17 protein-coding genes are annotated in these 17,053 nt (G+C 63.1%); 11 read left to right on the top strand and 6 right to left on the bottom strand.

The window, feature by feature from the left end:
* Positions 1-37 precede the first annotated feature (37 nt).
* Together P0D96_RS02560 and P0D96_RS02555 are read right to left on the bottom strand one after the other, a co-directional pair.
* Positions 38-652, bottom strand: coding sequence for an OmpA family protein (locus tag P0D96_RS02560; RefSeq protein WP_408176749.1), 615 nt, complete (start codon positions 650-652; stop codon positions 38-40).
* Complete coding sequence (locus tag P0D96_RS02555) at positions 649-1,068, bottom strand: FecR family protein (RefSeq protein ID WP_408311372.1); 420 nt, start codon at positions 1,066-1,068, stop codon at positions 649-651. The genes P0D96_RS02560 and P0D96_RS02555 overlap by 4 nt, the downstream gene beginning before the upstream one ends.
* 454 nt (positions 1,069-1,522) lie before the next feature.
* Here P0D96_RS02555 and P0D96_RS02550 point away from each other — a divergent pair, with 454 nt between their 5' ends.
* Complete coding sequence (locus P0D96_RS02550; RefSeq protein ID WP_408176746.1) at positions 1,523-2,980, top strand: NCS1 family nucleobase:cation symporter-1; 1,458 nt, start codon at positions 1,523-1,525, stop codon at positions 2,978-2,980.
* A gap of 120 nt (positions 2,981-3,100) precedes the next feature.
* Here P0D96_RS02550 and P0D96_RS02545 read toward each other — a convergent pair whose 3' ends face one another.
* A complete protein-coding gene (locus tag P0D96_RS02545; protein ID WP_408311369.1) occupies positions 3,101-4,471 on the bottom strand; it encodes an MFS transporter in 1,371 nt (456 codons plus the stop codon).
* 55 nt (positions 4,472-4,526) lie between these two features.
* Positions 4,527-5,777, bottom strand: a complete 1,251-nt coding sequence (locus tag P0D96_RS02540) for a metal-dependent hydrolase family protein (RefSeq protein ID WP_408311366.1) — start codon at positions 5,775-5,777, stop codon at positions 4,527-4,529.
* A 348-nt stretch (positions 5,778-6,125) separates the two neighbouring features.
* On the opposite strand from P0D96_RS02540, the gene P0D96_RS02535 reads away from it, so the two are divergent.
* Complete coding sequence (locus P0D96_RS02535) at positions 6,126-6,332, top strand: hypothetical protein (RefSeq protein WP_408282350.1); 207 nt, start codon at positions 6,126-6,128, stop codon at positions 6,330-6,332.
* Between the two features lie 323 nt (positions 6,333-6,655).
* Entirely contained in the window at positions 6,656-7,063 is a 408-nt protein-coding gene (locus tag P0D96_RS02530; RefSeq protein ID WP_408311363.1) for a DUF2784 domain-containing protein, read from the top strand.
* A gap of 119 nt (positions 7,064-7,182) precedes the next feature.
* On the opposite strand, the gene P0D96_RS02525 is transcribed toward P0D96_RS02530, so the two are convergent.
* Positions 7,183-8,745: a class I adenylate-forming enzyme family protein gene (locus P0D96_RS02525; RefSeq protein WP_408311360.1), complete on the bottom strand. Its 1,563-nt coding sequence runs from the start codon at positions 8,743-8,745 to the stop codon at positions 7,183-7,185.
* A gap of 146 nt (positions 8,746-8,891) precedes the next feature.
* Positions 8,892-9,335, bottom strand: coding sequence for a universal stress protein (locus P0D96_RS02520; RefSeq protein WP_408176738.1), 444 nt, complete (start codon positions 9,333-9,335; stop codon positions 8,892-8,894).
* Between the two features lie 320 nt (positions 9,336-9,655).
* Here P0D96_RS02520 and P0D96_RS02515 point away from each other — a divergent pair, with 320 nt between their 5' ends.
* The 8 genes from P0D96_RS02515 (at position 9,656) to P0D96_RS02480 (ending at position 17,053) form a co-directional block, all read left to right on the top strand.
* Complete coding sequence (locus tag P0D96_RS02515) at positions 9,656-10,756, top strand: TIGR03118 family protein (protein ID WP_408311357.1); 1,101 nt, start codon at positions 9,656-9,658, stop codon at positions 10,754-10,756.
* 115 nt (positions 10,757-10,871) lie between these two features.
* Positions 10,872-11,066 carry a hypothetical protein gene (locus P0D96_RS02510; RefSeq protein WP_408311354.1) on the top strand — a complete coding sequence of 65 codons (195 nt, stop codon included), beginning with the start codon at positions 10,872-10,874 and terminating at the stop codon, positions 11,064-11,066.
* A 148-nt stretch (positions 11,067-11,214) separates the two neighbouring features.
* Complete coding sequence (locus tag P0D96_RS02505) at positions 11,215-12,288, top strand: catalase family peroxidase (RefSeq protein ID WP_408311351.1); 1,074 nt, start codon at positions 11,215-11,217, stop codon at positions 12,286-12,288.
* Positions 12,289-12,483: 195 nt separating this feature from the next.
* Positions 12,484-13,029, top strand: a complete 546-nt coding sequence (locus P0D96_RS02500; RefSeq protein ID WP_132374479.1) for an RNA polymerase sigma factor — start codon at positions 12,484-12,486, stop codon at positions 13,027-13,029.
* Positions 13,026-13,913, top strand: a complete 888-nt coding sequence (locus P0D96_RS02495; protein WP_408176734.1) for an anti-sigma factor family protein — start codon at positions 13,026-13,028, stop codon at positions 13,911-13,913. The genes P0D96_RS02500 and P0D96_RS02495 overlap by 4 nt, the downstream gene beginning before the upstream one ends.
* Before the next feature lie 288 nt (positions 13,914-14,201).
* Positions 14,202-15,203 carry an anti-sigma factor family protein gene (locus P0D96_RS02490; protein ID WP_408311348.1) on the top strand — a complete coding sequence of 334 codons (1,002 nt, stop codon included), beginning with the start codon at positions 14,202-14,204 and terminating at the stop codon, positions 15,201-15,203.
* A 73-nt stretch (positions 15,204-15,276) separates the two neighbouring features.
* Entirely contained in the window at positions 15,277-16,128 is an 852-nt protein-coding gene (locus tag P0D96_RS02485; RefSeq protein ID WP_408311345.1) for a hypothetical protein, read from the top strand.
* A gap of 31 nt (positions 16,129-16,159) precedes the next feature.
* Complete coding sequence (locus tag P0D96_RS02480) at positions 16,160-17,053, top strand: c-type heme family protein (protein ID WP_408252733.1); 894 nt, start codon at positions 16,160-16,162, stop codon at positions 17,051-17,053.

Here is a 17,053-nt window from a genome sequence, read left to right as displayed (position 1 = left end):
CGACGGAAGGCCACTCAGCGCCGATGACTGGCGCGGGTCATTGGACGGTGATGACCGCGCGCCGGTTCATGCGATGGGGAACGCCATCCGCCGTGGGGACCAGTGGTTCGCGCTTGCCCCGGGCGGCGATCTCAATCTGTTGGGCAGGAATGCCTTGCTTGATCAGGAATGTCGCCACCGTCTGCGCCCGCTGCATGGACAGTTTGTCATTGAAGTCCTGCGAGCCGGCGAGATCGGTATGACCGACCACCACGAGTTGGGGCGCAGGCCAGGTCGCGAGGACGGCCTTCAGTTTCTTAACCGTGGCGGCCGACTCCGGGGCCAATTCGGTGGCGGAATCGAAGAGAAAAAAGATCGTGAAGGTCATGGGGCGCGGCGGCCGGGCCGCGAGCAGTTCACCATATCGTGCCTGCACAGTGGACTGGCTATCCAGCGTTTTTTCGATGGCGCCGCCCTTCGTGACGTCGACTCCGGCATAGGCCTTGTCTATGGTCTGCTCTCCGGTCGCACTGTGGACAACGACCGCGCCGACCTTGCCGTCGGGATCCGGCAATAGAATGATTTTGTCCGGAGTGCTGCACGCGGCCAGCAAGGCCAGCATGACGAATGCCGCTGCCCATGCCAGCCCGCGACGTCGGATTGCAGCCTTCAATGTGCGCCCTCCCCTTTATCCCCGACTTCGATGATGAACTCAGTGCCGCGCACGCCAAGCGTGGTAGTCGGTGTGCTGAAACGGACGGCATCCGGATTCGCCTTCGCCAGTTTTCCGGAAATCACGGCCAGTGAGCCGCGTTTGACGGAGGCGTCGAGCACGCCGTCATGGGTCGTGGTATTGAATGCGAATTTGTTGAGGTCGAGGATGGTATCGGCGCCGGCCGAGAGCTGGGTGGTGTCACGCAGCGTGATGCCGACGGAGGACTGCGGGCCGGTCACGATACGATCCTTGCCATACACCTCGCTGCCAATGGCCGCGCCCGAACTTGCTCCGGACCGCTCGATCTGCACCGTGCCCTTGACGGTCTTGACGACGCCGGCAGCATCGTCGGCAAGTGCATCCGCGACAGCCATGCATCCGCAGGCTAGAAGCAACGCATACTGAGCGGCTTGGAGACGCATCGGTGGCACCTGACGGCGTAAACGCTGCATTCCGCGGGACAGCGCGGCTCCCTGATGTCGACCTGGTGTGTGAGCAATCATTGCCTGACCGCTCGCAGAGCTGGGGCTTGCGAAAGACTTGCAGAAATACGGGGCCTGGAAGCCGCGGAGGCTTTTCTACGGCATCCATCAGACTAGCGCCGCGCCCCTGGGTGACTCTGTGCGCTTCCGCGCATATCGCCACGAGACGCTTGATTGGCAGCGTGTTTGCGTCGCCGCGCCGTTCGATTAAGGGTTAACCCATTCAGAACTGCGCATCAAAGTGCATACAGTTCTTGCATACGAGCTTGCTTCAGACGCGGGGGGATTGCCGCCCAGGACTTCCGGCGGTGTTTCCTCAGTTCCACGAACTCAAAGGAGAAGACAGATGGAAATCCGCAACCCTTCCCCCGGCCTCTACAACGAAGATCTCGCCCCTTCAAGGGTGCGCAACTGGGGTGCCTTCAGCATCTTCAATGTCTGGACTTCGGACGTGCACAGCCTCTGGGGCTACTACCTCGCAGCCAGCCTGTTCCTGCTGTGCGGCACGTTTACCAACTTCGTGCTGGCGATCGGAATCGGCTCGCTGGTGATCTTCGCGCTGATGAACCTGATCGGCTACGCCGGCGAGAAGACCGGTGTGCCCTACCCGGTGCTGGCGCGCGCCTCCTTCGGCGTGTGGGGCGCCAACCTCGCGGCGCTGGTGCGCGCCGTGGTGGCCTGCTTCTGGTACGGCGCGCAGACGGCCGCGGCAGCGGGCGCGCTGGTCGCTCTGCTTATCCGCAACGACAGCATGATGACGTTCTACAAGGGCACGCACTTCCTCGGCCACTCGGGGTTGGAGGTGATCTGCTACGTGGTGATCTGGGCGCTGCAGTTGCTCATCATCCAGAAGGGCATGGAGACGGTGCGCAAGTTTCAGGACTGGGCCGGCCCGGCGGTGTGGGTCGCGATGCTGATACTCGCGATCGGCCTGTGCGTGAAGGCCGGCGGCTTCTCGTTCTCGCACGGCATTCCGATGGACGTGCTGCTCGACAAAACCAAAGACGCCGGTGTCAGCGGCGAGCCGGGATCGTTCTGGGCGCTGATGGCAGTGGGCGCGACCTGGATCACCTACTTCGCGGCGCTGTACCTGAACTTTTGTGACTTCTCGCGCTACGCAAAGAATCGCGAAGCCGTGAAGAAAGGCAATCTGTGGGGCCTGCCGGTCAACCTGATCGCGTTCTCGCTGGTCGCGGGCATCACCACCATCGCCGCCTTCAAGGTGTATGGCGAAGTCCTGCTGCACCCCGAGCAGATCTCAGCCAAGTTCGACAGCTGGGTACTGGCGCTCATCGCTGCGCTGACCTTCGCGGTCGCCACGCTCGGCATCAACGTGGTCGCCAATTTCGTCTCGGCGGCGTTCGACATCTCCAATGTGTTCCCCAAGCAGATCAGCTTCAAGAAAGGCGGCTATATTGCCGCGGCCATCGCGCTGGTGCTCTACCCGTTCGCGCCGTGGGAAGGCAACGCCGCGCACTTCGTCAACGCCATCGGCGCGACGATGGGCCCGTTGTTGGGGATCATTCTGGTGGACTACTATCTGGTGGCCAAGGGCAACATCAACGTCGCGGCGCTCTATCAGGAGCACGGCGAGTACCGTTACGAAGGCGGCTGGAACGTCAACGCGTTGATCGCGGCGGCGATCGGCAGCGTGTTTTCGACCTTTCTGCCGAACTTCACCAACCTGCTGCCGGTCTGGTGGAACACTTATGGCTGGTTCTTCGGCGTGCTGATTGGTGGCGGCACCTATCTGATCATGGCGACGCTGCGGCCACGTACGGCCATCGTGACGACCCGCGCTTAAGGCTTCTTCGTGGAGCTGGACGCGGTGACCCGCGTTCAGCTCCACGAGGCAGAGCCAAGCATTAGCATGCGCTGCATCCCGCAGGCGGACGGTTCGTCGCGATAGCCGGGTTTGTTTTTCTCACTGGTTGATCTGCCCTGCCGCAATGTCCTCTAGCGATCTTCCGCGGGTCGGCACGCCCATGAGCAACACCGCCAACGCGCCGATCAGCAGCACAAGCGTCGTCGCCCCGAACACGCCGGCAAAGCCCAGCAGCGGATAGACGTACCCGACGAGGATAGGCGCGGCAATCGCGCCCAGCCGGCCAATCGACGAAGCGAGCCCGGTGCCCGTCGCGCGCACGTCGGTGGGAAAAACCTCCGGGGTGTAGGCATAAACGCCGGCATAGGTGCCGTTCATGAAGAACGAAAGCAGGATGCCCGACACCATGATGCCGGTATCCGTACCCGTCAACGCAAGCCCGAGCGCCGAGATGCCGCCCAATATCATGTACGACGCAATCGTCGCCTGGCGGCCGATCTTCTCGTTGAGCCACGCGCCCGAAAAGTATCCGGGAATCTGCGCGATGTAAATCACGAGCGAATACGAAAAGCTCCGCGTGATCGTCATCCCGTTCTGAACCAGCAAGCCGGGAATCCACGTGAAAAACGCGTAGTAGCTGAACGTGATGGATAGCCACATCAGCCACGTCATGGCCGTGATGCGCGCGAGCTTCGCCGCCCACAGCGCCTTGACGTTGGCGATGATCGAGGCCCGCCCGGCCGCGAGCGGAACGGATCCCTCGCGCGCGGGAGACAGCGGCTCCAACTGTATGCCGGCTTTCATCACCTCCGCTTCCATTCGCGACACGATCACATCGGCTTCCGCGTGCCGGTTGCGTGCCTCGAGCCAGCGCGGCGACTCGGGCAACGCGCGGCGCCACCAGAGCAGCATCACAATGGGCAGCGCCGTGATCACCATGACCGCGCGCCATGCATTGGGGGCGAGCGGAATCACCAGATAGCCCAGCAGTGCGGCCGCCACGAAGCCAAACGAGAAAAATCCCGCGAGGCTGCCGGTGAAACTGCCGCGATATCGCCGTGCCACGAACTCGGAGAGAAACGGCGCGACGATGGCGCTTTCCGCCCCCGTCCCCAGGCCGGCGACAATGCGCGTCGCCAGAAAAAATCCCCAGTCGTTCGCGAGCGCGCTGGCAAGGGACGCGACACAGTAAATCACGAGCGCATACATCATGACCTTGCGTCGGCCGATGATGTCGCCGAGCATGCCCGCGAGCATCGCGCCGACGAAATAGCCCATGAACGTACCGCTTCCCAGCACGCCGGTCTGCACGCTCGTCAACCCCCATTGCGTGCGCAGCACCGGCAGCAGGAATGCGAGCACGGCGGCGTCCATCGCATCGAAGGTGTAGCCGAGGCCGCCCATCAACAACAGACGGCGGTGAAAACCTGAAAACGGCAATCGCTCGATGCGAGCGGCAATCATCGACATGGACAAGCTCCGATTGGGACATTGGGGCGCCGCGAACGCGGGCGGGCTCATAAGGTCAAGCGCTTTCGAGTTCGTTGACGAAGATCCGGCCATCCTTCATTACGAGCGGAATATGCTCGCCCTGGCCTAACAGGCAATCGACGGACTTCAACGGATTGCCATCGACCACCAGTACATCGGCATGCGCGCCCGGCATGATTCTGCCGAGCTTGTCCTGCATACCGAGCACTTCCGCGCCAACGACGGTCGCGCTCGCGATCACCTCGGCCGGCGACATGACGTCGGCCAGAATCCGGAACTCATCGCTTTGCAGCCGCTGTGCCTCGCCGAGCAGGTCCGTGCCGAAGCCCATCTTCACGCCGGCGCGCTTCATGATTTCAATCGAGTGCAGTCCCGCGCCATGCACGTCCGCGACCTTGGCGATGCTGGCCGGCGGCAGTCCATATTTCTCGCCTTCGCTTGCAAGGGCGTCGTAAGTGACGAGGGTCGGCACGACATACGCGCCGTGTTCCGCCACGAGACGTGCGGTCTCCTCGTCGATCAGATTGCCGTGCTCGATCGTGCGCACGCCGCAACGCACGGCGCGCGCGATCGCCGCGGGCGTATAGGCATGCGCCAGTACATACGTGCCACGCCCCTGAGCTTCGGCGACGATGGCGCGGATCTCGTCTTCGGAGTAACCGAATGCGCCGACCGGATCGGTGGGTGAAGCAACCCCGCCCGAAGCCATGATCTTGATCTGGTCGGCGCCCATTTGCAGTTCCTCGCGCACGGCCCGGCGCACTTCATCGACGCCGTCCGCCACGCGGCCGAGCGCGCCCACGCGCACGCAGCATCCGCACGGTGAATCGGGTGGCATGTAGTCGGAGCGGGCGCGCGGATCGGCATGACCGCCCGTCTGGCTCAACGCGCGGCCGGATACAAAGAGGCGCGGACCTTCAATGAGCCCCGATTCGACCGCCTGCTTGAATGGATACCCTGCCCCGCCCGCGTCGCGCACGGTGGTGAAGCCGCGGCGCAGCATCGCGCGCATGATCGGCACGGCGCGCAGCGTGACGAGCACGTTGGGGAGTGTCGCCACGCGCGGCAGATTGAACTCGATTGCAACGACATGCACATGCAGATCGATCAGCCCCGGCATGATCGTTTTGCCTTTGACGTCGATCACGTGCGCGTTGCTGCTCTTGATCGGCTTATCGGACACTTCGCGGACGAAGCCGTCCTCGATGAGAATTTCGAAGCCTTCCAGCAGATCAGGACGGGTGGGATCGAGAAGCGCGCCGTTACGTAAGAGAAAGCTGGTCAAGTGTTATCTCCTTCAGGTTTCGACCGCAGCGCCGGGCATACGGGCCTCGCTTCGAGTATGGAGGCTGGCGTATGGAAGCGCTGCCAGGATATTCATCAGGATAAATCCCGCATGTATCAAGTATGGCGCTGACCAACACATGCCGCAAAGCGGATCCAAAAAAAGCTTTTCCCACATGTTGATCTATTGCAGCTGTCCGCATTAAGATGGGCACCTCGGCGCGCGACATGCCACCCAAACGCAAGGTGACATCCCGCAGCGGCCACCACACCGAATTGATCCTGCTCGCGAAGCGAGGCCAATGGATCAGGTTCCCAGCCAGGCAGCAAGCTCAGCCAGGAGACGACGATGCTCAGTCCACACGAATTTGCGACCCTCATGTTGCTCAAGGATGCACCGGATCTACCGAGTCTGGACGGTGCCGATCTGGAAGCGCTTCTGGAGCGCCAACTCGTCACGCTGGAAGAGCTCGCTTCCGGGCAACAACGCCCTCTCATTACCGAGGACGGACAAATTTTTCTGAAGGCCGCCGCTCGTATCCTGAACGACGAATGACACGTATCGCTTGATCAGTTGCACAGTCAAGGAGTGTTGCATGGCCGAATCGGGGGCGGGAATCGTCGTGGGTCTGTGTGGTCTGAGTGTCGCCATGCTGTTGGTCGCCGGACATTATTGGCTCGAGATGATCAGGCGTCGGCAGCTCAGACGAATGAACCATCACGATTGCTGGGAAGTGATGCGCCACAGGCGCTGAAGGCGCGCTGCCGGATGCGTCGATAGTCACGGCATCAAGTGGCTTATGCGGATATTGCGCGCAGTCTTGCGGACCTGATTGATTCAAGCGGACCCGCAGCGAGCAGGTCACGAGAAAGCCGATCATGAACTGGCTAGCCAATGCGGTGCTTGTCGCGCACGCGCTGCTTGCGTTGTTCATCGTGTGCGGATTCGTCGCGATCTGGGCGGGCGCCGGCCTCCGCTGGAAGTGGATACGCCAGCGTTTCTTCCGGCTCGTTCATCTGTCAGCGATCGTTATCGTGGCCACGTTGTCGCTGCTGGGTATCGCGTGCCCGTTGACGACGCTGGAGGACTGGCTGCGTACGGGTTCGCTGGATACGCAAGGATTCACGCAAGGCTTCATCCAGCGCTGGGTGAGCCGCCTGCTCTACTACGATTTGCCGGGCTGGGTCTTCACGCTTCTGTACGTCGCTTTCGGTCTGGTGGTGTTGCTGACCTGGCGGCTGATTCCTCCTGAGAGCGCACGTCGTTCGAAAGCAATGCGCTCGTGAGTCAGAACTAACGCGCTGGACACACCAAAGACGAGCAACCGGTGCGATGGCCATCTGAATGTCCACGGCCCGTATCGCGCAGATACGTGTTCCACCGCCGGCGCACGTATATTGCCCGCTCACGCGGCGCGCCAATCGTCCAGTCGCTCGCCGATTGCTTCCAGCTTGGCCCGGTCCAGTTTGCCTAACGAATTGCGCGGCAACTGGTCAACCACGATGAGCCGCTCCGGCATCTTGTAGTTCGCAACCCTGGTGGACAGATCACGCAACACGTCCTCGACCTGCGTCGCGGTTTCGGTCAGTTCAACGAAACCGATCACGCGCTGACCGAGGACGGCGTCCCGCACGCCGACTATCGCCGCCTCGCGCACGCCGCGATGGACCGTGAGCGCATGCTCGATTTCGGTCGGCGAGATGTTCGACCCGCCGCGAATGATCAGGTTTTTCTTTCTGGCGACGTACCAGAAGTCGCCGGCCTCGTCCTGGCGCATCACGTCGCCGGTGGGCCACCAGCCGTCCTTGCGTGCGTCGTCGATGCGCCCGGGGCCGAGCCAATAGCCGACGAACAGGTTCGGTCCGCGCAGCATCAGTTCGCCCGCTTCGCCGCGCCCGACCGTGTTGCCTTCTGTGTCGGCGAGACGAACGCGGTCCGCGTCGACCGCGCGGCACACGGGCCCGCTATCGAATCCATAGGTGAAGGTGCCTGCGCTTTCGCTCATGCCGAGGAAATTGCGCATTCTGACGCCGAACACCCGCAAAAACTCCTCCTGCAGACTCGGCGGCGTCGCGTCGCCTCCGACGAGGCAGGTGCCCAGTGACGCGACGTTGCGTGGCTGCGCGATCTGCTCGACGATCGCCGCCGAATACATGAACGGCAACCACATCATCATCGTGCAACGGTGCCGTTCTATCAGGTCAAGCGCGGCCGCCGGCTCGAATCGGTCCATCAGGACGCAGGTGCCGTCTGTGGCGAGCGTCGCGAGCGCAGTGAAGAGCCCTGCAGCATGCATCATGGGCGTGGCGATCAGCGTGACGTCGTATGGTCTCGACGCAATGGCCTGGTAAGCTTGCATCATCGCGCACGCAGTGCGCGGGGTGTGCGTGACGAACTTCGGTTCTCCCGTCGTGCCGGACGTCGACAGCAGAAGCGCCGGTTCATCGACGCGCACCGGCTCGAGCCGCACCTCGTCTGCCTCGTGCTCGATCAACTCACTCCATGCTCTGCCGCCCGCGCCTTGCGCCGAGCCGTCGACAAGAAAGCGCTTGTCCGCAACGAGAATCGAAGCATCCATGCCGGCAATCGCACCGTATAGATCCAGCTGGCCCAGATACAACGAAACCTGCAACCGTCGCAGTTGCGGCTCGAGTTCCGCGCGTGTGAGCCGGTTGTTCAGCGGCACGGCAATCATGCCTGTCAGCATGCACGCGTAATACGCGGCGACGGTTTCCGGTTTGTTCGTCATGTGCAGCGCAATGCGATCGCCGGGTTTCAGACCGTGAGCGAGCAGACCTCGCGAAAGCCTTCTGATATACCGTGTCAGGCGATCGTAGGTCCATGTGTCATCTCCGGCGATCAGCGCAATGGCATGCGGGCGGGCTGCCGCAGAATCGAACAGGCGTTCGTGCACAGTAGCGAGTTGCGGTACCTGCATGGGTTGCGGGCGTGTTCCGGGACAAGACATGGTGGTTGCTCCAAGGGTCGATTGGCTGTCGATGACAGGTCTGCCCTCACAACAGACAACGCTCGCAGATTATTCCGGCGCCTGTGTTGAAACAACTCCTCTTCCCGCGTCAATGACAACGACAAGTCGAGCCATGGCGCCGTCATCTAGTCCAGCGGTACGGTAATAACAGCACGCCCTGCCGCGCGTTTCACCAGCTCCGCGTGATTGGATGGCTGGCCTAACCATCTTGCCAGTCCACGCGGATTCCGGTGACCCAGCACGAGCAGATCCGCGTTGAGCAGGCCCGCATAATTAGCCATGCTATCGACCACGTTCCCCACTGCGACATAGCCGCGCGCAACCGTTCCGCTCTCTCTCAAATGATCCAGCGCCTCCTTCAAGGTCTGCTTCGCCGTGCCTTCCATCTGTGAACACGCGACGTCCGATAAGTATCCAAGACTGCTGCCCACAGCCGAGCCGATATCCACTACCGACAGTACATGAACAGTAGCGGTCAACGCATATCCCAAACGGGTCGCGCGCAGTAATGCCGATCTGGATTCAGGCGATCCATCGTAGTAGACGAGCAGGTTGTAGTGGTCGGGCATGGGATCCTCGAATCGTGCGACGTAGGGAGTGGCGGCGGTTGCGTCATCCCCATAACACCCGTGGCCGACGAGGTATTCCAGAAAAGCGCAACGCTTCTTTTCGCTCGCGGCTCTTTGCCGTCACGGAATAAAACCGAAACACCAGGCGTTCGGAGGAGGACGATTCAGCGCCAAAGAGATCGGGCAGTTCAATCCGCGGACTCACTGTTCGCTGATTGCACGCCCATTCCTTTGCGCACTCAGGGATCGTTCGTTCGCGTGCATCGCAGATACAAGACGATTGCGGCGGGCGCTACTCCGAACATAAAAGGAATCGCGAAATGAAACTGCGTCAAAAGGCAGTGCTTGCCTGGTCATTCGCCGCTTGCACGGCAACGCTCACCGCATGTGGCGGCGGCAGCGACAATTCCACACCACCGGCCCCGGCCACCGGTCCTTTCAAAGCCACCGTGCTGGTTTCCGATGGCAGCGTAAGCGCACCGAACACGGACGCCAATCTCAAGAACGGCTGGGGTATCGCCTTCAACCCGACCGGCGTCATGTGGGTGTCCGACAACAATACGAAAAAGTCGACGCTTTATGACGGCAATGGCGTGGTGCAGTCGCTCGTCGTGACGATCCCGCCCGCGGCGAGTGGACAGGCTGCCGGGCCGACGGGCATCGTGTTCAATACCAGCACCGACTTCGGCATTAGCGCAAACGGCCTCACGAGCAACGCGGTCTTCCTCTGGGCCACCGACGCCGGCACGATCGCCGGCTGGTCACCGAAAGTACTGCCGACGCAAGCGGTCAACGCGCACGACGACGGCACCGGCGGCGCCGTTTACAAGGGCCTTGCCATCGGCACGAACGCCGGTCAGAACCTGCTCTACACGGCGGACTTTCATAACGGCAAGGTCGATGTGTTCGACAAGTCGTTCAACAAGATCCAACTCGACGGGCAATTCAAGGATCCCAACTTGCCTGCCGGCTTGTCCCCTTTCGGCATTCGTGTAGTCGGTACGACCGTCTATGTGACGTTTGCGAAGCTCGGTCCCGATGGACACACACAGGTGAACGGCCCGGGCAACGGCGCGGTCGACGCGTTCGATACAGCGGGGCACCTCACGAAGCGCATTGCCGTGGGCGGATCGCTGAATTCGCCTTGGGGTCTTGCGGTGGCGCCGGCGAATTTCGGTGCACTTAGCAATGATCTGCTGGTCGGAAATTTCGGCGACGGCACGCTCGACGCGTTCGATCCCAATTCCGGGGCGTTCATCGGTGCAGTGACACAGGCCGACGGATCGACTTTCAAACAGCCGGGTATCTGGGGCATCTCGTTCGGCAACAACGCTGCCAATCAACCGCTCAATACCCTGTTCTTCGCCGCCGGCCCGACACCGACGACCGGCGTCTACGGCCGGCTCGACGTCGCCCAGTAATGACCCGGCGGACGCGGCGGACGCGGCGCGAGCGGCGCCTACCCAGGACGCTCTCAGGATCCGCATGCGCCGCGGACGCCGACTCTGACCACGCAAGCCAAACCCGGTGCCACCCATGTCCGGTGAACAGCCCCTCCACTACGAACGACGCGAGAGTCCGCGCGTCGGCCGCGCGATCGGGCTGAAGCAAATTCTGGTGCGGGTGGTAATCGAGTGCGCCGGCGTTTTTTCCCCCCTCATAGTCCAGCGCCTGTTGCCGTTGCCCGGTCAGTTGCACGGCAAGAACGTCCGTCCGTGCGGCTTCGCATAACACCCCATAAGCCTTTTTATTCCGCCGCGAGATAGCGAAACACGCGTTTCGCCGCGAATGGATTTCATTACGCGGCCCTGCACCGAAACGTACCCTGCTCTATACTCGTCAGCTTTTTGGATCGGCGCGTTCGCTTTCACGCTGCATCATGTCCCGACCCCAGCCATCAGCGCTTCTGCTTCGCTACGCCTTCATCGTGATCGTCATTGCGGCTGTCGCGGGAGCGTTCGCGTGGGTCGCCGGCTGGATTCGCTGGCCGGGCAGCGAGCCCGCATTGACGCCCGCCCGGATGATCGACGCCTTCCAGAACAGCATGGGCAGGCACCCCGGCTTTCGCCGCAATCATGCCAAGGGCGTGTGCGTGCGCGGCTATTTCGACAGCAACGGAAACGGCGCCGCGCTTTCGCGCGCGAGCGTGTTCGAGCGCGGCCGCACCCCTGTGATCGGCCGCCTCTCCGCACCGGGCGGCAATCCCGCCCAGGACGACGCCGACGCATCCGTGCGCAGCTTTGCATTGCTGTTCTCGGTGCGCAACGCAGAGCAATGGCGCACCGCAATGAACTCCGTGCCGATCTTCCAGGTCGCCACGCCACAGGCGTTGTACGAACAACTGGTGGCGCTGCGCCCGGATGCGCGGACCGGCCGGCCGGATCCCGCGAAACTGAACGCGTTTCTTGCGCAGCACCCCGAAACAATGGCCTTTCACCAGTGGGTCGACACCCATCCGCCTTCCACGGCTTTCTATAACGCGAGCTACTTCAGCATCGACGCGTTCCGTTTCGTCGATGCCGATGGCAACACACGTTTCGTCCGCTGGAGTGTGGTTCCCGACACGCCCTATGCGCCGTCGACCGAACGCACGAACCCGGCGCGCGATCCCGACTTTCTGGCACACGATCTCTATCTGCGCTTGCAGGCCGGCCCCGTCTCCTGGCACCTCATGCTCACGCCGGCAGGCCCGGGGGATCCGGTCGACGACGCGACGCGCGCATGGCCGCCCGAGCGCGAATTGCATCGGGTGGACGCCGGCACGATCGTGATCGAGCGCGCCGAAAGCCAGATCGACGGCGCCTGCCGGGACATCAATTTCGATCCGTTGATCCTTCCCTATGGCATCGCGCCCTCGGACGATCCGCTACTCGCCGCGCGCTCGGCGGTCTACGCGGTTTCTTTCAACCGGCGCACGCGCGAAGAGGCGGGAATTGGCACGCACCGCCGCTAGAAAGGGCGGCATCGAGATCTCCTCGATGGAATAAAGACGGCTTTCACACGTTGTGCGGTCTCAAGTTAAACTACACCGTTCGAACTTCGTAGCAAAAAAAAACGGTGGCGAACGACAGTGCAATTTTTTGTGCGAGGTCGACGGGTTCGCAATGCTGTCGAACCCGTCTCGGGGAACATGGGAGATTTTCGTTCAATGAACGGTGTAGATTTACCTGGCATGCTTCCCGAAATGCTGCCGCGCCTGTGGGCGTTCGCGCTTCGCCTGTCGGGGGACCAGCATGACGCCGAGGATCTCGTGCAACGCGCCTGCCTGCGCGGGCTCGAACGCGCCCATCAGCTTCAGCCCGACACGGCTCCTTTGAGCTGGATGTTCTCGATTGTCCATTCGACCTGGATCAACGAGCTGCGCGCCCGCAGCGTGCGACGACGGTCCAGTTTCGATTGGGATGACGACTTCCTCGAAAATCTTCCCGACCCCGTCGACCGGGGTCCCGAAACGCAATTGATGCACGGGCAGATCATCGACGCAGTCGAACGCTTGCCGGAGGCGCAGCGCGTCGTGATGCTGCTCGTCGCCGTGGAAGGCCTGAGCTATCAGCAGGCCGCCGACGTGCTCGAGGTGCCCATCGGCACGGTCATGAGCCGCCTGTCGCGCGCCCGCCAGGCGGTCGGCGCGCTGCTTGGCGGCGAGACGCCGAAAGCCCGGCCCGCGAAGACACAAAAGGATTCAATCGCATGATGGCTGACGACGCTCAACTGCTCGCTTACGTGGATGGCGGCCTGTCGCCCGAGGATCGCAGCGCGGTCGAAGCGCGACTGCGCGAGTCCGCCGAAGCAAGGCAAAAGGTCGCACTGTTGCGCGCTTCGCGGCTCGATTTCGCGGACGCCTTCGCGCAACAGAGCCTCCCGCCAGTGCCCGATTCATTGAAGCTCAAGATCGACGAGATGGTCCGCGCGCAGCGCGCCCGGGAATCGAACGACCCGGTCCTGCCCGCCAGCGAAAAAGCACCCTCCGAACCCGTGCGCTCGCGCCTGCGCGGCATGCCGGTCTGGCTTGCGGCGGCCTGCGTCGCCGGCGCTTTCGCCTGCGGCCTGTTCGTGCGGGTCGGCCCGCTTGCGGGCGGCGGCATGCAGATGGCCGCCAACGCCGACGTATCGCCGTGGGTGGCGGCGGCGGTCGGGTATCAGAAGCTGTACACGCGCGACACCCTCGCGTACACGGAGGAAGATCCGGCGGCCGCGGCGAAGATCGTCAGGGACATCCGCAGCGACGACAAGCTCGCCCTGCGCGTGCCGGACCTGACGAGCGCCGGGCTGACGTTCAAGTCGGTGCAACGGCTGCGCTTTAACAACAAGCCGCTCGTGCAGATCGTCTATCTGCCGCAAAATGGCCCGCCGATTGCGCTGTGCGTGATGAAAGACTCGAAGCCGGACCAGCCGGTCGCGACGAAGACGGTCGATGCCATGGACGTCGCAACGTGGCGGCAAGCGGAGTTGAGCTATGCACTCATCGGGCAGTCGGGCAACGTCAATCTCGCCGCGCTCGGCAAGCGCATCTCCAATCTCGACATGGCGCCGCTTTTCAGCGATGCCTCGCCGATCGCGCGTCCCGTGTCCGGATAACGGCATGCCCGAGCGCGTCACGCGACAGTGACGCATCGGGCCGTGGCGTGGCGATGCGCGGTAAGCCTTTACCGCGCATCGCCACGCGTTAGACGGCATCCTCAAGCGCCGCCAATACACAGCCGCGCACCCCGCCGCTCAACGGCGAAGGCGCTCGCGTCGGCCCGAAAAAATCTTCAAGGCCCGACGGAATAATGTCGAGCCACGGGTGTTATGTCATTAGCCCTTATGGCGTCATGCAGGTTTGGGAGGGGTGTCCCATTCCCGCCAAGAGCGAAGACAGGCCTTATGAATCTGGACGACATCGAATTGATGGGCTACGTGGACGGCACACTGCCGGCCCGCGAGTGCGTAGCCGTGGAGCGCGCGCTGAGTGGCTCTCCCGAGGCCACGCGACGCGTCGCGTGGCTCATGAGGTCGCGCCTGCCGTACGCGCAAGCGTTCGCGCAGCAGACTCTGCCGCCGGTGCCCGAAAGCCTCAGCGTGCGGATCGGCGACATGGCGCGCGCGGCGAAAAAGCCTGCGCAGGATTTCGCGTGGAGCGAGCCGCCGAGCCCGCAAGGCGCGGCCGCGCCGGTCGGGCGCGATGCGAGTGCCAACGACGCCGTCATGCCGCATCCTGACGGCGCCGCGGCGTCAGCGCCGATCCGCTCGCGCTTGCGTATCGCGCCCGCGTGGCTTGCCGTCGCATTCGTCGCGGGGGCGTTCGCCTGCGGCTTCGTGCTGCGCCTCGGCAGCGGCGTGGGGCCCGCGTCGACGGCAGGCGCATCGTTGGCGTCGGTGGGAACGGGGGTGTCGCCCTGGGTCGCGGCCGCCGCCAGCTATCAGCAGCTCTATTCTCGCGACACGCTCGCCAACATCGAAGCCGATCCCGCGCTGGTGGCGAAAACCACCGCGCAGATTCACGACGACGATGGCCTCGCCGTTCGCATTCCGGATCTGAGCGCTTACGGCCTCACGTTCAAGCGCGTGCAGCGCCTGCGCTTCAACAACAAGCCGCTGGTTCAGATCGTCTATCTGCCCGAACGGGGTGCGCCTGTCGCGTTGTGCGTGATGAAGGAGGCCAAGCCCGACGCGCGCACGGCAACGCAGCAGGTTGCGTCGATGACGGTCGTCACCTGGCGTCAGTCCGAACTCGGTTACGCATTGATCGGCCCGCGCGAAGGCATCGATATGAATGCGCTGAGCAATAGCATTTCCAGCCACCGCGCCGCGCCGCTGTTCGGTTCGCTGCCCGCGCCCATTCCGCTTGCCGCCCTCGACACGCCGCTTCTTCCCGCCACGGAATAATTTCGCCGCTTCGCTGTTGTGTTGAAGAGACCGGCGTTGTCTGTCCGGCATCGTCAACTTGCGAGCAAAGCACATGGTTTATCGACTGCGGGCATGGACCCTGGGTATCGTCTTGCTGGCCGCGCTGTCCTCGCCGGCACGCGCGGCCTGGACGCTTGTCAGTGCGGATTCTCCCGTCACCGTAGTGCGCGCGGCCAACGTGTTCGAATTGGGCGCGGGCAAGTCCTTGCGTGCCGACGATCTGATTCTGTCGCCGCGACAAGGCGTCGTGCAGATTCAGGACGACAACGGCACGCTCGTCGCACTCGGTGCGCAGTCGCGCGTGATGCTGCAGTCAGATGAACGCATCGGCTTGCTTGGCGGCTGGATGAAGATCGCCCCTGCCTGCAAGGCTGCACCGTGTTCGCAGCGGATCGTGGAGACGGAGCGCGGTGCCATTCGCCTGAGCACGAATGCGAGCGCGGCGGCCATCGTCGCCACGCCCGGCGACGCAGGCGAGATCGCCGTGTTCAGCGAAAGCGGCGTGCAAACGCTCGCCCTCAAACCGCCACTGACGATCGACGCCGGGAGCTTCGCCGAGATTTCCGGGAACGCGCCCGCCCACGTTTTGCCGCGTCCATCGAGCGCGTTCCTTGCAGCCATGCCGGTCGCGTTTCGCGACGCGTTGCAGCCGCTCGCCATCAACGCCACGCCTGCCAGCGACGCCGCCCCGAAGCCGTTGCGCCCAGCGACCTACGACGACCTCGCGCCGTGGCTCACGAGCACGCTGCCCGCGCGCAAACGCTTCGCTGCGCGCTTTCATACACGGCTCGCCGACAGCGCGTTTCGCGCATCGATCGAGAGTCATCTGAACGCGCTGCCCGACTGGCGCGTGTTCCTCTACCCGCCCGCGCACGCCGCTCGCAGCAAAGTCCGCTATCCATGAAACGTCGCGCCAAAACCGCTAACAGTACGCCATGAAACTCAAGCTTTCGCTCAGCGTCAAATTCAACCTCGTGTTCCTGCTCATCTTTTCGATCGGGCTCGTCGCCGCCGGCATCGTGGCGGATCGCCTTCTGCAAAAGCAGGCGCTCGAAGAAACCGTCCACGACGCCAACGTACTCATCAGCGCGGCGGGGTCGATGCAGAACTATACGGCCGCGCACATCACGCCGCTCCTCGCCACGCAGATCAAATATCGCTTCGTGCCGGAATCCATCCCCGCCTTCTCGGCGATCGAAATGCTCAATCTGCTGCAGAAGGATTTCCCGAACTTTTCGTACAGGTCGACGATGGTCAATCCGACCAATCCGCGCGACCGGCCCACCGATTGGGAAGCCGATGTGATCAGCCATCTGCATGACCGGCCCGAACTCAAGGAGCTTACCGGCCAGCGCGATTCGCCCGGCGGCCGCACCCTCTTTCTCGCGCGGCCGAGCCGCATCACCGATTCCGCCTGCATGCAATGCCACAGCACCCCAAGCGCGGCGCCCGCCACCATGCTGGACAAGTACGGTTCCGCGAACGGCTTCAACTGGCCGATGAACGAAGTGATCGGCGCGGAATTCGTGTCGGTTCCGATGGCGCAGCCGATCGAACGCGGCCGCGCGATCTGGCGCGCGTTCATGCTGTCGCTCGGTGGCGTGTTCGCAGTCGTCCTGATCGTGATGAACGTGATGATGCATCTGCTGATCACGCGGCCAATCCAGTCGCTCTCGCGCGCCGCCGATGAAATGAGCCTCGGCAAACTCGGCGCGACGCCCTTGCCGACGAGCGGATCGGACGAGATCGCCTCGCTTGCCGTATCGTTCGGACGCATGCAGACGAGTCTCGTCGAGGCGTTCAGGATCCTCGACGAAGAAGAGGCCTAA

Source organism: Paraburkholderia sp. RL17-347-BIC-D, from assembly GCF_046027915.1.
Classification (GTDB): domain Bacteria; phylum Pseudomonadota; class Gammaproteobacteria; order Burkholderiales; family Burkholderiaceae; genus Paraburkholderia.
Note: the sequence above shows the minus strand (reverse complement) of the source record. Positions and strands in the feature narration are given on the sequence as shown.

What these genes read in the sequence shown, in the direction of transcription:
- P0D96_RS02555 (WP_408311372.1), bottom strand. Translation starts at nt 1,068, where the DNA reads ATGGCTGTCGCGGATGCACTTGCCGACGATGCTGCCGGCGTCGTCAAG.
- P0D96_RS02550 (WP_408176746.1), top strand. Translation starts at nt 1,523, where the DNA reads ATGGAAATCCGCAACCCTTCCCCCGGCCTCTACAACGAAGATCTCGCC.
- P0D96_RS02545 (WP_408311369.1), bottom strand. Translation starts at nt 4,471, where the DNA reads ATGTCGATGATTGCCGCTCGCATCGAGCGATTGCCGTTTTCAGGTTTT.
- P0D96_RS02535 (WP_408282350.1), top strand. Translation starts at nt 6,126, where the DNA reads ATGCTCAGTCCACACGAATTTGCGACCCTCATGTTGCTCAAGGATGCA.
- P0D96_RS02530 (WP_408311363.1), top strand. Translation starts at nt 6,656, where the DNA reads ATGAACTGGCTAGCCAATGCGGTGCTTGTCGCGCACGCGCTGCTTGCG.
- P0D96_RS02525 (WP_408311360.1), bottom strand. Translation starts at nt 8,745, where the DNA reads ATGTCTTGTCCCGGAACACGCCCGCAACCCATGCAGGTACCGCAACTC.
- P0D96_RS02520 (WP_408176738.1), bottom strand. Translation starts at nt 9,335, where the DNA reads ATGCCCGACCACTACAACCTGCTCGTCTACTACGATGGATCGCCTGAA.
- P0D96_RS02515 (WP_408311357.1), top strand. Translation starts at nt 9,656, where the DNA reads ATGAAACTGCGTCAAAAGGCAGTGCTTGCCTGGTCATTCGCCGCTTGC.
- P0D96_RS02510 (WP_408311354.1), top strand. Translation starts at nt 10,872, where the DNA reads ATGTCCGGTGAACAGCCCCTCCACTACGAACGACGCGAGAGTCCGCGC.
- P0D96_RS02505 (WP_408311351.1), top strand. Translation starts at nt 11,215, where the DNA reads ATGTCCCGACCCCAGCCATCAGCGCTTCTGCTTCGCTACGCCTTCATC.
- P0D96_RS02500 (WP_132374479.1), top strand. Translation starts at nt 12,484, where the DNA reads ATGAACGGTGTAGATTTACCTGGCATGCTTCCCGAAATGCTGCCGCGC.
- P0D96_RS02495 (WP_408176734.1), top strand. Translation starts at nt 13,026, where the DNA reads ATGATGGCTGACGACGCTCAACTGCTCGCTTACGTGGATGGCGGCCTG.
- P0D96_RS02490 (WP_408311348.1), top strand. Translation starts at nt 14,202, where the DNA reads ATGAATCTGGACGACATCGAATTGATGGGCTACGTGGACGGCACACTG.
- P0D96_RS02485 (WP_408311345.1), top strand. Translation starts at nt 15,277, where the DNA reads ATGGTTTATCGACTGCGGGCATGGACCCTGGGTATCGTCTTGCTGGCC.
- P0D96_RS02480 (WP_408252733.1), top strand. Translation starts at nt 16,160, where the DNA reads ATGAAACTCAAGCTTTCGCTCAGCGTCAAATTCAACCTCGTGTTCCTG.